This is a genomic window from Streptomyces sp. MRC013, assembly GCF_023614235.1.
Classification (GTDB): Bacteria; Actinomycetota; Actinomycetes; order Streptomycetales; family Streptomycetaceae; genus Streptomyces.
In genome coordinates this window covers 3,866,100-3,879,842 of the sequence record NZ_CP094264.1, presented here as the reverse complement: position 1 = coordinate 3,879,842, position 13,743 = coordinate 3,866,100, and the positions used below count along the sequence as shown (strand labels likewise).

11 protein-coding genes and 1 pseudogene are annotated in these 13,743 nt (G+C 70.7%); 9 read left to right on the top strand and 3 right to left on the bottom strand.

Going from position 1 to position 13,743, the window contains the following annotated elements:
* Positions 1 to 170: 170 nt before the first annotated feature.
* From LUW75_RS17615 to trpS, 9 genes and pseudogenes are all read left to right on the top strand, one after another.
* Entirely contained in the window at positions 171 to 1,610 is a 1,440-nt protein-coding gene (locus LUW75_RS17615) for a hypothetical protein (RefSeq protein ID WP_250336471.1), read from the top strand.
* Positions 1,611 to 2,948: 1,338 nt separating this feature from the next.
* The gene (locus LUW75_RS17610) at positions 2,949 to 3,668 is read left to right on the top strand and encodes an MPN domain-containing protein (RefSeq protein ID WP_250336470.1); all 720 of its coding nucleotides are present in this window, start codon (positions 2,949 to 2,951) and stop codon (positions 3,666 to 3,668) included.
* 51 nt (positions 3,669 to 3,719) lie between these two features.
* The gene (locus tag LUW75_RS17605) at positions 3,720 to 4,055 is read left to right on the top strand and encodes a MoaD/ThiS family protein (RefSeq protein WP_250336469.1); all 336 of its coding nucleotides are present in this window, start codon (positions 3,720 to 3,722) and stop codon (positions 4,053 to 4,055) included.
* Positions 4,056 to 4,063: 8 nt separating this feature from the next.
* Complete coding sequence (locus tag LUW75_RS17600) at positions 4,064 to 5,278, top strand: cytochrome P450 family protein (protein ID WP_250336468.1); 1,215 nt, start codon at positions 4,064 to 4,066, stop codon at positions 5,276 to 5,278.
* A 55-nt stretch (positions 5,279 to 5,333) separates the two neighbouring features.
* Positions 5,334 to 6,287, top strand: coding sequence for a 2-dehydropantoate 2-reductase (locus LUW75_RS17595; RefSeq protein ID WP_250336467.1), 954 nt, complete (start codon positions 5,334 to 5,336; stop codon positions 6,285 to 6,287).
* Positions 6,280 to 7,362, top strand: coding sequence for an aminotransferase class I/II-fold pyridoxal phosphate-dependent enzyme (locus LUW75_RS24705; RefSeq protein ID WP_349816432.1), 1,083 nt, complete (start codon positions 6,280 to 6,282; stop codon positions 7,360 to 7,362). Before LUW75_RS17595 ends, LUW75_RS24705 begins: the two co-directional genes overlap by 8 nt.
* A complete protein-coding gene (locus LUW75_RS17590) occupies positions 7,359 to 9,227 on the top strand; it encodes a RiPP maturation radical SAM C-methyltransferase (RefSeq protein ID WP_250336466.1) in 1,869 nt (622 codons plus the stop codon). The genes LUW75_RS24705 and LUW75_RS17590 overlap by 4 nt, the downstream gene beginning before the upstream one ends.
* A gap of 83 nt (positions 9,228 to 9,310) precedes the next feature.
* On the top strand, positions 9,311 to 9,958 hold the full coding sequence (locus LUW75_RS17585; protein ID WP_250336465.1) for a DUF5825 family protein: 648 nt from the start codon (positions 9,311 to 9,313) through the stop codon (positions 9,956 to 9,958).
* Between the two features lie 447 nt (positions 9,959 to 10,405).
* A pseudogene (gene trpS, locus LUW75_RS17580) lies at positions 10,406 to 11,514 on the top strand (tryptophan--tRNA ligase).
* A 603-nt stretch (positions 11,515 to 12,117) separates the two neighbouring features.
* Here trpS and LUW75_RS17575 read toward each other — a convergent pair.
* From LUW75_RS17575 to LUW75_RS17565, 3 genes are all read right to left on the bottom strand, one after another.
* Positions 12,118 to 12,429 carry a hypothetical protein gene (locus tag LUW75_RS17575; RefSeq protein WP_250336464.1) on the bottom strand — a complete coding sequence of 104 codons (312 nt, stop codon included), beginning with the start codon at positions 12,427 to 12,429 and terminating at the stop codon, positions 12,118 to 12,120.
* Between the two features lie 362 nt (positions 12,430 to 12,791).
* Positions 12,792 to 13,190: a PIN domain-containing protein gene (locus tag LUW75_RS17570; RefSeq protein WP_250336463.1), complete on the bottom strand. Its 399-nt coding sequence runs from the start codon at positions 13,188 to 13,190 to the stop codon at positions 12,792 to 12,794.
* The gene (locus LUW75_RS17565; RefSeq protein WP_250336462.1) at positions 13,178 to 13,429 is read right to left on the bottom strand and encodes a type II toxin-antitoxin system Phd/YefM family antitoxin; all 252 of its coding nucleotides are present in this window, start codon (positions 13,427 to 13,429) and stop codon (positions 13,178 to 13,180) included. The genes LUW75_RS17570 and LUW75_RS17565 overlap by 13 nt, the downstream gene beginning before the upstream one ends.
* Positions 13,430 to 13,743: the final 314 nt, after the last annotated feature.

Here is a 13,743-nt window from a genome sequence, read left to right as displayed (position 1 = left end):
AGTTACGCTCTTCAGGATGGCCCGCCCCGCTCCGTGCCGTCCCGCGGCGCGGCCGGTCGCGCCGCCGTCACCGCCCCCGCGGGAGGGAGGGGGCGACCGCCGCGCACCCGCAACGACCCGGCGCCCCCCGCCCGACGGCACCTTCCCCGACCGCTGGAGGACCTGGCGACATGACCACCACCCCGCCCTACCGACCGGGCCGGATCGTGAGCGGCAGCGGGCTGCCCGCGCTGCTCGCGGAGAGCCCCGACGCGGTCCCGCTCTTCCCGTCCCCTTCCGGACCGGCCCTCTCGCTGACGTCGCGCCGGCTGCGGGACGAGCTGCTGCCCCGCTGGCGCGAGGGCGTGCGGCGGCGGGCGGAGGCCCTGGTCCGGCGCTGCCGCGACAGCCTGGCCCCGCCGTCCGGCGGGGCCCCGTACGACGGGCTAGACGACCCGGAGCACCGGCGCGCCGCCCTCGTCGCGGAGCTGTTCCGCGACCGCCGGGTCAGCGCCAACGCCGAGCGCCTGGACACCCGGGCGCTCCAGCGCCGGGTGACCGGGGCCCTGTCCGCGGACGAGCCGCCGCGCCTGGAACTGGCCTGGGGGCAGCCCAAGCGGGAGGTCGGCGGACTGAAGACGGCCGGCCGGTGGGCGGACCTCGCGGAGGTGTACGCGGTGGGCCGGCTGGCCGCCCTGGTCCTGGCCGCCCGGGAGCTGGCCGGGGACGGGCGGATCGGCATGACGGTGTACTCGGGCGGCAACCGGTTCGCGGCGGCGCTGTTCGCCGAGCCCGGGCCGCTGCTGGAGTACGACGCGCAGCGGGGCCGCATCGCCGAAGCCCTGGCCGGGCCCGGGGTGGTGGACTTCCGGGACTTCGCGGCCGCCAAGCGGTCCGACCCCGCCGAGCGGGAGGCGCACGAGGAGCGGGTGCGCCGGCGGCTCGCCGCGCTGACCGACGAGGACGTCGCCGCGCAGATGCCGGTCATGCTCTTCAACGTCGACTGGCCGCGGGTCCTGTCCGAGGCGGCGCGGGGCGGGGCGCCGCACGGTGTCCACCTGGCGCCGCACGTCGCGCGGTGGCTGCGCGAATCGCCGCGGGACCGCACCCCGCTGCTGGTCCGGGCGGCGGTGACGTGCGCGGTGTCGCCCGCCGTACGGGCCCGCTGGGCGGGGGTGTTCGGCGACCGGCCGGAGGTGCTGGAGGACGCCGTCGCGTTCGCCCTGGCCATGGGGCGCGCCTCGGCCGCCCGGTACACCGCGATCGCACGGGCCGACCGGGAGGCCCCGGGACGGGCCGACGGCCCGCACACCGTGCGGCTGACCGTGCACGAGAAGACGGACCGGCCGGAGGTGCCGGCGCTGCTCACCCTCGGCCCCGGGGGAGGCGGGCAGCTCTCGCAGCACGTGACGGCCCGGGTGCCCGCGGAGGGACCCGTCACCTTCGCGTCCCTGGCGGAGACCCTCGTCCACGATCCCGGCTCCGCGCCGGTCCTGCTCGAACCGGACGGCGGGGCACCGGGCCTCTTCGACTGGCTCTCCCCGGAGGGGCAGCCGCTGTGCTTCGCCTCCGGGCCCGAGCCGGGCGTCCGCCGGACGCTCGCCCGCCTCCTCGACCCCGAACACGGGTGACACCGCGCACCACCGGCACCTCCCGGGGCGCGCGGACCGCGCACGGACCGGTGGAGGCGCGCCGTCCACCGGCGAGGAACCCCGGGACCGGGGACCCGGGATCGTCCGGTCCCGGGATCGTCCGGTCCCGGGATCGTCCGGTCCCGGGGCCTCGGGCACGGGCGGGTCCCGCTGCCGGCGGCCGGTCGCTCCGGCGTCCACCGTGCCCGTCGCCGTGCGGCCGCCCGGGCACCGCGCGGCGCGGCGCGGCGGGAGGACGACGCCGCCGGCGGTGGTCGCGCGGCGCCGGCGGCCCCGCTCAGGTGCCGTGGCCGTGCCCGCCGCCCCCGGGACGGGCGGGTCCTCCCGCCCGACTCCGGTCTCCAGCCCGCCGGGGCGGAGGCCGGGCGCGACCTTCGCGGCCAGCGCACCGGCCTGGTACGACCAGAGGAACAGCAGCACCAGCAGGGTGAGGAAACCGATCAGGGGCCGGGACGGGGCTTTTCGGGAACGCGCCATCTCTCCTCCCGGAGTCCTGGGGCCGGAAGGTCCGGCACCGCGATGTTAGGCGCCGCGGAGGTGCTCGCGGAACAGCGCCGTCCGGGCTCCCGGCTCCCGGCCGGGCCGCGTCCGGGCACGCGCCGGCGGTGGGCGGCTGCGGACTCCGCGCCGCCCACGCCACCGGACCGCGCGACCTGACCCCGCACGAGGCCGCGCGGAACCGGATCCGGTGCGGCAGCCGGGCACCCGGCCCACCCGGGCCCCTGCAAGCCGAAACGGCCCGCCGGATCAACCGGCGGACCGCCACGAAAGATCGCGGTCGGTCGGATGACCAGTTCTGTGCCTTGACGACCGAATAACCGACTGGGAAAGTTTTGCCTGCCGCGCACTTGCCGCAGGCGCACGCAACACGAGAGGCCGCCTGAAATATCGATTGGAGCCACCGGCGTTTATGTCTGGATTTTCGCGGCACGGAGTCGCGGAAGCTCCGGATCACACCCCGTAAAATAAGCCCACGTTCTTTCACGCCGCGAACGCGGAGGTCTCCTCCGAAGCGGAGGCACGGCCGTGACCAGCAGCCTCGCGAAGAAATCGGGGTCGATGCCGGCGCCCCGATTCTCCCGGTTCCCCGACCGGAGGACCCCATCGGTACCCGAAGGTGCGGACCGGAGGGCCGCCGACGGCTGACGGTCTTTTTCCACCAGGCCGCCATGACCCTTGTGCGGCTTTTCGGGAGCGATGCGTCCGCCCAGTTCGACGCCCGCTTCGGCGTCACCGCCGGCACGGAACGCGGAGAAGCCCGGCCCGTCTGTCCCGCATGTTTTGGCGAGGAAACCGGAGGGGGAGGTAACGGCACGCATGCAAAATTCTCAACGCGCGGCTCGCACCACGGATCTCGGCACGGCGGCCGGCAGAGCAGGCGGCGCAGCGCTTTTCGGTGATCTTCCGGCGACCGCCCGCCTCGAAGCCGAACCCACCAGGCATTTCGTCAGCAATGCCGTGCAGGAGTACCAGAAGTGTCTGGACAGTCGCGACGGCAACGGGGTCCCCGCCCACCTGCCGCGCGCCTCGGGTCTTTTGTTCGGGCAGTCGGACGGCGTCGAGATAAGCATCAGCGACATCGAATTCGTGACAAACGTCCGCGGCAGCGACGAAAGCGTCATGGCCGAGTTCGAAAAGACGATCATCCCACGGTTCGGCGATGTGTACCGGAACCCGGGGCGAGGTTTCTGGTGCGACGAAAAGGGTGTGCTACAGGCGATCAAGAAGCAGTACGCCAGAGGTCTGGAGCTTATGGGGTCCATACATTCGCATCCGAACTGGCATGAAATCGGCCCGCCACACGAGCGCTACCAGAAACTCAGCGAAAACCCGACCAGGATGGACGAGTACCTCTTCCGCCAGTCATGCTGGCCGGTGAACATCATCTGGTACATCCGCGGCGGCGACAGCAGTGGCGGCATGGTGCACCGAGTGGCGGGCTGGAGGCCCGGTGCGGGGCAATTCGAAAGCCTTGACATACGGATTCCGGCGGCGATCCGCGGCGAGTTCGATATCGAATCGCCGTCCCAGCGGTAAGTGCGGCGCCCGCAGGGCGAAACAAGAGGGGCCACCCAAGGAGGATGAGATATGCCCGACATCTCGCAGGGTGTCAGCAAGAGCCTTCCGCTACCCGTGGTGACCATCAGACTCCCCGCAGCCTTCCATGCGTTGAGCGGCGGACAGCGACAGATAGCCGTCGAGGGCGGCACTATCCGGGAGGTGCTCGTCGGACTTGACGGATCCTGCCCCGGTGCGCTTGAACGGCTTATGGATCCGGAGGGGTCCGTGAAGCGCTACGTCAATGTCTATCGGAACGACAGCGACATCAGGGACCTCGACGGCCTCGAAACGAAAGTCGAGAACCAAGACGTGGTGTGGATAGTCCCGGCGGTGGCAGGCGGCAGCAAAACGGCACGAGCCTAGGAATCACCATGCCGGACATTCTTCCCTCAGAATTCTTCACCGACCCCGGGCCGTCCCCGCACGCGGCAACCGCGGAACTCAGGGCCAGGTGCCCGGTCCACCGGATCGACGTCCCCCCCGGCGCCCGGGCGTACGCGGTCCTCGGGAACAAGACCGTCGAGCAGGCGTTCGGCGACTCGCGCCTCACCAAGCAGATCGAGAACCTGCCCGCCCCGTACCGGGACAAGGCTGCGGACAACAGCCTCCTCGTGGTCGGCAACCTGGGGTTCGCCGACCCGCCCAAGCACACCCGGCTGAAGAAGCCCATCAGCCGGGCCTTCCTGCCCGGAACGGTCGCCCGGCTCCGCCCGCGCATCCAGGACATCGTCGACGACCTCATCGACGCCTTCCCGGAGTCCGGTGAGATCGACCTGCTGAGTGCCTTCGCCCTGCCGCTGCCGCTCATCACCATCTGCGAGTACCTCGGGATACCGGTCGAGGACAGGCCGCTGTTCCAGGAGTGGAGTCACGTCCTCAGCCAGGACCCGTTCCAGCACCCCGAAGCGGACCTGAAGAGGGCGAGCAGCGAGTTCCGGGCCTACTTCACCGAACTGGCGGCCGAGCGCCGCACCGATCTGCGGGACGACCTGCTGAGCGAGCTCGTCAAAGCCAGGGACGCGGACGTCTTCAGTGAGGACGAGCTGCTCTCGACGATCCTCCTGCTGATCATCGCCGGGCACAAAACGGTCGCCAACATGCTGGGGAACGGAACGGCGCTGTTGCTCCGCCACCCCGAGCAGCTCGCGATGCTCCGCGCCGACCCCGCAACGGTTCCCTCGGCGATCGAGGAGATCCTGCGCTACGAGGGGTCCGCTGCCTGGGCCTCGCTGCGGGTCGCGGCGGAGGACATGCGACTCGGAGGGGTGGACATACCCAAGGGAAGCTTCGTGCACCTGTCGCTGTCCGGCGCGGGGCACGATCCCGAGGTGTACGACGATCCGGAACGCTTCGACATCACCCGGTCGCCGAACCGCCATCTGTCCTTCGGCCACGGCACGCACTTCTGCATCGGCGCTCCACTGGCCCGGCTCCTGGGCGAGGTCGCGTTCACCACGCTGCTGCGCCGACTGCCGCGGTTCGAGCTCGCAGTGGCTCCGGAGGAGGTCGCCTGGGTCGCCGACAGTTCGCTCAGCCGGGGTCTCGAGGCCCTCCCCCTGCGGCTGCGGGGGCGGTTGCCGCGATGACGGGTACGCGGAAGGACGCGTGGCCCGGGCCGGAGTCGCTCGGGAACGGGGAAGGATGACCGGGAGAACGGGCAGCCCGAGCATCGCCGTGGTGGGAGTCGGCGGGGTCGGCGGCTACCTCGGCGGCCGGCTCGCCGCTGCCGGGCATGACGTGCGGTTCCTGGCCCGCGGGGAGAACCTCGCCGCGCTCAGGCGGAAGGGACTGCGCGTCACCGGTGGACCAGGGGGTTGGTCCGTGCCGGACCCGCGGGCGTCGGACGACCCGCGGGACATCGGCGAGGTCGACTACGTGCTGCTCTGCGTCAAGACCTGGCAGCTGCCGGCGGCCGTCGACGCGCTGGGCCCGATGGTCGGCGAGAACACCGCCGTGCTCACCGTGCAGAACGGGGTGGAGGCCCCCGAGCGGGTGGCGGCCGGGGTCGGCCGCGGCCGGGTGCTCCCCGGCACCGTCAAGGTCGTCGCCACGCTGGTGGGTCCGGGCGAGGTGAGGCACGGGGGCGGCCCCTCCGCACTCGGTTTCGCCGAGTGGGACGGCAGCGTGTCCGACCGGGTGAAGCGGTTGCGCGCGGTGTTCCGTGACGCCTCGGTGACGGCGACGGAACCGAGCGACATCTGGGTCGACATCTGGGCGAAGTTCCTGTTGCTGGTGCCGATCGGCAGCCTGGGAGCCGCCACCGGCGGGGCCACCGTCGGCGAACTGCGATCGCGCCCCGGCACCCGGCGGATGCTGATCGCCGGCATGCGGGAGATCCACGCGACCGGGACCGCGCTCGGGATCGCACTGCCGGGGGACGCCGTGGACACGGCGACAGGGCTCATGGACCGGCAGCGGCCCGAGGTGACCTCCTCGCTGCAACGGGACATCCTGGCGGGGAAGCCGTCGGAACTCGACGCATGGACCGGAGCCGCGGTCCGCCTCGCCGACCGGGCGGGCCGCGCCGCACCGGTCCACGAAATGCTGTACGAGTTGCTCGCCACGCGCGTGTCGCGGACGGCCGCGGATGGATGAAGCCCGCAGCGCACTTCAGGACGTGAGGGTCCGCCGGGACGAGGAGCCGTCGAACGTCGGCGGCGGTCCGTGCACCGTCTTCGACCCGCCCGGCGACGGGCCGGTCCTCCTCCCGCCGCCCACCGCGCCCGCCGGCGTCGAGGAGGGCCCGCCGCGACCCGCTCGATGTCCCGACCCCACGGCACGGGGCCCGGCAGGGGGGACCGCCGGGCACCTGTGCGTCTCCGGCGGGGAGGCGGCCGTCGGCCCCGGGAGCGCAGGCGTGCTCCGGCACGTCCTTCCCGCACCGTGCGGCGAAGGAGGCGAAGCCGTCTGCACGTGGCCGGGATCCGGTGCGTGTCCGCTGGTGGTCGCCGTTCCAGCCGCCACCAGCGCCCACGCGCCGCCGACTGTGTCCGGGGGCCACGGTCCCGACGGGATCCGCACCCGGGTGAGCGTGCGGGCCGGGGCGGTCGTCCCGTGCTCCCCTCACCATCCGACCGGAGCCGTGGCTGATCACGGCGAGTCGCGCGGTTCCCCGCGCCCCCTGCCGGGCCGTGTGGTCACGGTCCTCGGCGAGGCGCACGTGGAGTCCGACCGGCGCGGCGACCCTCCCGGGATGCCGGAGGCTCCACACGGGCACGGCGGCACCGTGGTGCTTCGAACCTTCTCCGAAGCCTACGAGCCGGCCGGTCCACGGGTCGGCCGTGCGGCCGGGCCGCGGCGGATCGCGGCCACCGCCCGTGGGACGGCGATGGCTTCCGGGGTGACGCGTTTCGCGGAACGGGCCGCGGTGCTCTCCTCGCGCGATGAGGGCGAACTCCGCACACACCCGACGGCAGCGGCTGCGGCACGCGAAGAACTGACCGCGGGCCTCGGGGAACCGGGGTCGCCCGGCCCGCCTTCCCGAGCCGACTTCGTCCGGCCGCCGCTCGTCTCGGCCGCCGGGTCCTTCGCTCGGGCCGCGGTTACCGCAGGGCACGGGGTCCGGGGCCGTCCGGGCCGCGGTGTACGGATCTCAGCAGGAGGGGCCGAGGCGCACCGGATGCTGCCGGCAGCGCCCGGCCGGAGGACTTCCGAGGTGGGTATTCTGTGAAAATCCTGATGATCGCCATGCCGTGGCAAGGGCTCGACACACCCTCCAGCGCACTGGGAATACTGGGGCCGTGCATCCGCAGGAACGCTGCCGGCTGGACCGTCGACGAGCTGTACGCCAATCTCCGGTGGGCCGAGCGCCTGATGCGTGAGAGCAACGGCTCCCTCACGTGCGAGCAGTACGGGAACGTCGCGGACCAAGTCTTCCACGGCGTAGGCGACTGGGTGTTCACCCCAGCGCTGTACGACGTCGACGGCTACCGGAGCGACGAGTACTCGAAGTTCCTCCAGCAACGGGACATGGACCCGACGCTTCCCGTCGAGATGCAGAAGTACGCCCGGGGGTTCGTTCGGGACCTCGCTGCCGAGATCGCCGCCGATCCGCCCGACGTGGTCGGATTCACCAGCACCTTCATGCAGAACGTGCCGTCGCTCGCACTGGCCAGGGAACTGAAGAGGCTTGTACCGGGCATCCTCACCGTACTGGGCGGCAGTAACTGCGACGGAGTGCAGGGTCCCGCCCTGCACCGGAACTTCGGGCAACTCGACTTCGTGATCAGCGGCGAGGGCGAACGCGCACTGCCCGCGTTGCTGAACCGCATCGCCGGGGGCGAGAGCCTGACCGACGTTCCGGGGCTGAGCTGGAGGGGGGACGACGGACGGACGGTGGTGAACCCGCCGGCCAAGGCGGCACTGCCGTTCGCCATGGTGCCGGCACCTGTTTACGACAGTTACTTCCAGGCGCTCGAAAGGTCACCCGTCCGGCACCACGTCCATCCGATGCTGGTCCTGGAGACCTCCCGCGGTTGCTGGTGGGGGGAGGCTCACCAATGCACGTTCTGCGGCCTGAACGGCTCGAACATCGACTTCCGGAGCAAGGCCCCCGAGCGCATCGCCCGGGAAGTCCGGGAGCTGGCCGAGCGGTACCGGGTTCTCGACCTGGTCATGGTGGACAACATTCTCGACATGAAGTACCTCGATACGGCCATGCCCGAGATAGCTGCCCTCGGCTGCGACCTGAGAATCCACTACGAGATCAAGTCCAATATGAACCGGGAGCAGCTGGGCAAGCTGAAAGAGGCGAACGTTCTGTTCGTGCAGCCCGGTATCGAGAGCCTGAGCAGCCATGTGCTGCGCCTCATGGACAAGGGCGTCAGCGCCGCGCACAACGTGCGTATGCTCCGTGACGGACAGGATCTCGGGCTCAACGTGACATGGAGCATCCTCTACGGTTTCCCCGGTGAGACCGAGGACGATTACCGCGGGCTGCTCAGGAAGATGGCCGCGCTCGAGCACCTGGAGCCGCCCACCGGGGCCTGGCGCATAGCGCTGGAGCGATTCAGTCCTTACTTCGAGGATCCGACCCAGGGGTTCATGTTCCGCCGCCCGTCGGAGATATACGACTTCATCTACCAGGTCCCACGGGACGAGCTGTACGACATGGTGTTCTTCTTCGACGCCGGCGTCCAGGGAATCGCGGGGCCCATCGAGGACGAGGTGAAGCAGGCATGCGAGCAATGGGCCAAGGCGTATCCGCAGAGCACCCTCTCCTACTGGACCGATGACCGGGGCCGGGTCACCGTCGAAGACCGCCGCGCCAGTTGGCCACGGGAAGTGATCGAACTGGACGAGGTCCAGAGCAGTGTGTACCTCGGCATGTTCCGGTGCGCCGCCCGCGAGGGCATACGCCGGAGGCTAGCCGACAGCGGTCACGTCGTCGGGGAAGGGGAGGTCGAGGAGATGCTCCGTTACTTCGTCGAGCGGGGCCTGGCATTCGAGGACGAGGGGCGCTACGTGAGCGTCGCCCTGCAGGTCGACCCGTACCGCCGAAAGCTGGTGAACGGCAAGGAGGTCGCGGCATCGTGACGAACGCGCTGATGGACATCGGTGAACTCCGGGCACGGGCCTCGGGTCGGGGGCGTGCACCGGCCGGCGGCCGGCCCGGGGCCGTGACGCTGACCCTCGGTGCCGACGGGGCCGAACTCCCCCCGGCCACCGAGCTGGCAACGCTCCTGCTCCGTGTACCGGTCACCGGGGTTCGGCTGGCGGCGCCGGCCGATTTCTCGGCGCTCCCCGATCACACGATCGTGCGGATCATCGCGTTGGTCCGCGAGTGTTCCTCGATCGGTACTCGGGTCAGCTGGTCCCTGGTCCTGGGCGCGGAACAGCTCGGCCTGATCCCGCAGCTCGATCACCTTCCCGCCCCCGACGCCGTCACGGTGCCGGAGGAGGGCGCCTCATCCGCCGGTGAGTGGCGGTCCTCCTGCGATTTCGGCCTCCTGTACTTCCGCAAGGGACCGAATTTCCTGTCCATCGTCGATCAGCGACCCGAATCCGGTAGGCGGATCGTCGTGGACGATCCCGCCATGACGGACGTCTTCTTCCAGGCCCTGGAGGGATGCGCGTGGGTCGAGGCGGCTCGGACACCGCGATACGCCGCCGCCGCGCGGGACCTGGTGGACAAGGGACTGCTCCTGCGCGTCGGGGACCATTGCGTGACCCTCCCCGTGCACATGCGTTCATGGCCCCTCGGAGCGGTTCTCCTGGGGGGAACCCTGGCCTCGGCCGGAAGGAAACCGGACGACGTCAACGGGTAGCTCGGACAGAGTCCTGCGGCCGGGGCCCTCGCGAAGCCGTCATGATCCCGTGAGCGTGCCGGCCGGCGAGGGCGTGATCGGACGGGCCGAGACGCGCCGGGCTGTTCACCGCCGCCCGCCGACTCCCCCGAACGGCGAGCCCGTCGGCACCTCCTTCCTGCACGTCGCGGTGGCGACGACGGCGCGCCCCCACCGGGGACCGGCTTTCCCCGGCTCGCCCCTTCCCTGGAGAAGGGCCGCACCTGCGGCGTTTTCCACCGGTGGTGACGGCAGCCGACGTTATGATGGCCCCATGCATCTTTCATCATGTCTGAGCTGGTGGCGCTCCTCGTAGGAGCGGCCGCCTCTCATGCATGACCGGGCCGTTCGACTGGACGGCCCGTCCGCGTCCTCCTGGACCAGGGGCCGTGCCACTCCGACGGCGAGACCGACGCACCAGGAGACCTCGTGAACACCACCCCCCAGGCCGTGGCCCCCGACGCCCCTGCCTCAGGTCCCCCCGCCGACACGCTCGGGACGTCCACCGCGCAGGCCCGCAACGCGGTGCTGGAAGAGCAGGTCCTCAAGGATCCCGGGCGGTTCCGCATCCTGACGGGTGACCGTCCCACCGGCCGCCTGCACCTGGGGCACTACTTCGGAACCCTGCACAACCGGGTACGCCTTCAGGACCTCGGCGTGGAGACGCTCGTGGTCATCGCGGACTACCAGGTCCTGACCGACCGCGATGTGGCGGACGACCTGACCGGGCACGTCGAGGAGCTGGTACTGGACTACCTCGCCATCGGCGTGGACCCCGCACGCAGCACGATCTTCACGCACAGCGCCGTCCCCGCGCTCAACCAACTGATGCTGCCCTTCCTCAGCCTCGTCTCCGTCGCCGAGCTCAACCGCAACCCCACGGTCAAGGACGAGATCACCCACTCCCGCCAGTCCTCCGTCAGCGGCCTGATGTTCACCTATCCCGTCCACCAGGCCGCCGACATCCTCTTCTGCAAGGCCAATCTGGTCCCGGTCGGCCAGGACCAGCTCCCCCACCTCGAAGTCACCCGGACCATCGCCCGCCGCTTCAACGACCGCTACGGCAACGGCACCGCCGTGTTCCCCGAGCCCGATGCCCTGTTGTCGAACGCACCGCTCCTGCTCGGCACGGACGGCACGAAGATGAGCAAGAGCCGGGGCAACGCCATCGCCCTGGCGGCCGACGCCGACGAGACCGCCCGACTGCTCAAGGGTGCCAAGACCGACTCGGAGCGTCACATCTCCTACGACCCGGCCACTCGCCCCGAAGTCTCCTCCCTCCTCCTGCTGGCGGCCCTTTGCCAGAACCGGACCCCCAGCAGGTGGCTGAGGACATCGGTGCGGGAGCCGCCGCGCTGAAGAAGACCGTGATCGAGTCGGTCAACGAGTACCTGGCCCCGATCAGGGCGCGCCGATCCGAGTACGCGCAGGACCGCGCCTACGTCCGTCACACGGTCCGCGAAGGCAACGAGCGCGCCAGGGCCGTGGCCGATGCCACACTCGCCGAGGTGCGTGCCGCCATGAACAGCGAGTACTGACGGAGTCGGCACGGCGGCGTCCGGCCGTCGACGGCGAGGTACGAGGCCGTCATTCGTGATCTCGGCTCGGACGTCGAGCGTGCGCGTCCGAGCCGGCCGGGGGCCGCCCGTGTTCCCGACGCCCGAGGACCGTCCAGCCCGTCTCCGCCGACCGACGGGAAACGGGCTGGGTGCCGGGAGCTTTCGAACGGTCCTCGACCACGCGGCGGGCAGGGCGCAGCCGTCCGGTCCCGGACGGGGGTGCGTCGCGGGGAGGCACGGGGGTCTTCCGTCGTCCGGTGGAGACGTCGCGACCCACACCGAACCGGAAGGCCCCCACCTGTTCGGGTTCCCTCGACCAGGGCCTGACCCACCCGTCCACGACCTTCCCGGACAGAACGCCTGGTCCCTCAGGATCCCTCCGTCCACTGCGCGTCCCCTGGCGGTCCGCAGAGCCCTCCCGTGAGGGGGAACTGGGGAACGTCGGACGGCATCAGCAGAGGCCGAGTAGCGGGGTGGCCCGCTTTCACCACCCTCCGGCAGCGGAATTGCCTTCCGACGGGGAGAGCCGGCTTCTGCCCCCGTCGTTCTCCCATCCCCGATGAGCCCTCTGCCGGAGCCCTTTCACAGCCCGTGCCGGTCAAGGATGCTCATCAGCTTGCGTCGGCGTTTCAGTTCCGCCCGCAGGCCGGCGAGATACCCGGTGAACGCGTCCTCGGTCCCCAGCGCGCGATGGCAGTCACGGGCGGCTTGGAGCAGCCGCGCCAAGTGCTCGTAGGCGCGGTCACCCGTCGGCTCCTTCGACCGCTCGATCAGCCGCAGGTACACGCCGAGCGCCTCGGCCGGGCGCGTCTCGCGCGACTGATCAGCGAGCTGCGCCCACTGCCGGTCGTCGGCGCGGCCGGCGGCCTCCCGCCAGGCGGCGTCCAGAAGCAACTGACATGATCGTCCGCACCAGGCCACATGGACACGACCTGGATGTGACTACCCGGCAGCGGACGCTGCCCAGTGAACGTCGTCGGCTACCCGATCGACCCGTCGGTCAGCCCGCCCCTTGATGCGTCGGCGCCAGCGCCGTAGCGGGCATCCCGTGGACCGCGGTCTAACCCACACCGCCGCTTTCGCCTATCTCACGGGGGGGATGTGCCTGGCGTGCGTGGGACTGCCGGCCGCAGAGCGCACCACTGAGTCACGGCAATGACAGCGGAAACCACGTACCACGCCACAACTCCCGTCACTCGGTGGGCAGCCAGCGCCTGAGGCAGGCGCACTCACCGACAGACCATCACCCGTTCCCGTCACAACCGACGTACACGAACACCGGGGAGATCGTCGAAGCGCGCTCGCTTGTCGTAGGTGACTACTGTACGTGCAGTGGTCAGGGCGGTTGCCGCGATGATCAGATCGTGGGCTCCTCTGGGCTGGCCGGCCCTGCGTACGTGGGCGAGTAGCCGCGCATGAACCCGCGCGATGTCCACGGTGTACTCCTCGACCGGAACTGTGGCGAGGATGGCGTCGACGAACGACTGGCGGGCAAGCCGGTCGGTGTCGTCGGCCAGTTCGACGCCCTGGAGCAACTCCGCGGCCGTGATGGCGGCGATCACCGGGTCGTCATCGTCCGCGAGAACATGGTCGAGGACGACTTTCCGGCGCTCGACCGCGATCAATACGCCGGTGTCCAGGATCAGTCGTTCCACGGATCGTCCAGGGTCAGCAGATCACGGGTCGCCGTCACATCGCCCTCGAAGGCGTCGTCGAGGGTGTCGACGTAGGGCAGGAGAGCGTCCTTCACCGCCCGGCCGGTGGTTTTGGGCGCCGGGCCGAGCACGGCCAGGCGTTTACCCCCGCGGGTGATCACGATGGTTTCGCCGCGTTCCGCGCTGTCCAGCACGGAGGCGAAGTTCCGTGATGCTTCGGTAGCGGTCATCACCTTCATGACCTCATGCTCTCAGAGAATCAGATGCCAGACAAGGCCATGCCGAGCCACTGATGCCCTCCCCCTGCTTGACGCTCGATTCCCTCAAGCCGAAGAGAGGCCGGAGAGCGGTGGCCGGCAGGCTGGGGCGAGGTGAACGGCGACGTCGCCGACGGTGATGCCGCCCGGCTTCCTCCGACCGCTCCATTTCCTCACGTCCCTGCGCGTCCCCTGGATCTGGCTCTTCGGCTGCACCGCGTAACCTCCAGCAGTGGAGCTTGTTCTGGATCGCCGCAGGTCAGAACCTTGAGGAGGGCGTCAGGACGCCCGCCGTG

Coding starts and splice junctions, on each gene's coding strand:
- LUW75_RS17565 (WP_250336462.1), bottom strand. CDS start 13,429: ATGAAGGTGATGACCGCTACCGAAGCATCACGGAACTTCGCCTCCGTG.
- LUW75_RS24705 (WP_349816432.1), top strand. CDS start 6,280: ATGGATGAAGCCCGCAGCGCACTTCAGGACGTGAGGGTCCGCCGGGAC.
- LUW75_RS17610 (WP_250336470.1), top strand. CDS start 2,949: ATGCAAAATTCTCAACGCGCGGCTCGCACCACGGATCTCGGCACGGCG.
- LUW75_RS17605 (WP_250336469.1), top strand. CDS start 3,720: ATGCCCGACATCTCGCAGGGTGTCAGCAAGAGCCTTCCGCTACCCGTG.
- LUW75_RS17595 (WP_250336467.1), top strand. CDS start 5,334: ATGACCGGGAGAACGGGCAGCCCGAGCATCGCCGTGGTGGGAGTCGGC.
- LUW75_RS17615 (WP_250336471.1), top strand. CDS start 171: ATGACCACCACCCCGCCCTACCGACCGGGCCGGATCGTGAGCGGCAGC.
- LUW75_RS17600 (WP_250336468.1), top strand. CDS start 4,064: ATGCCGGACATTCTTCCCTCAGAATTCTTCACCGACCCCGGGCCGTCC.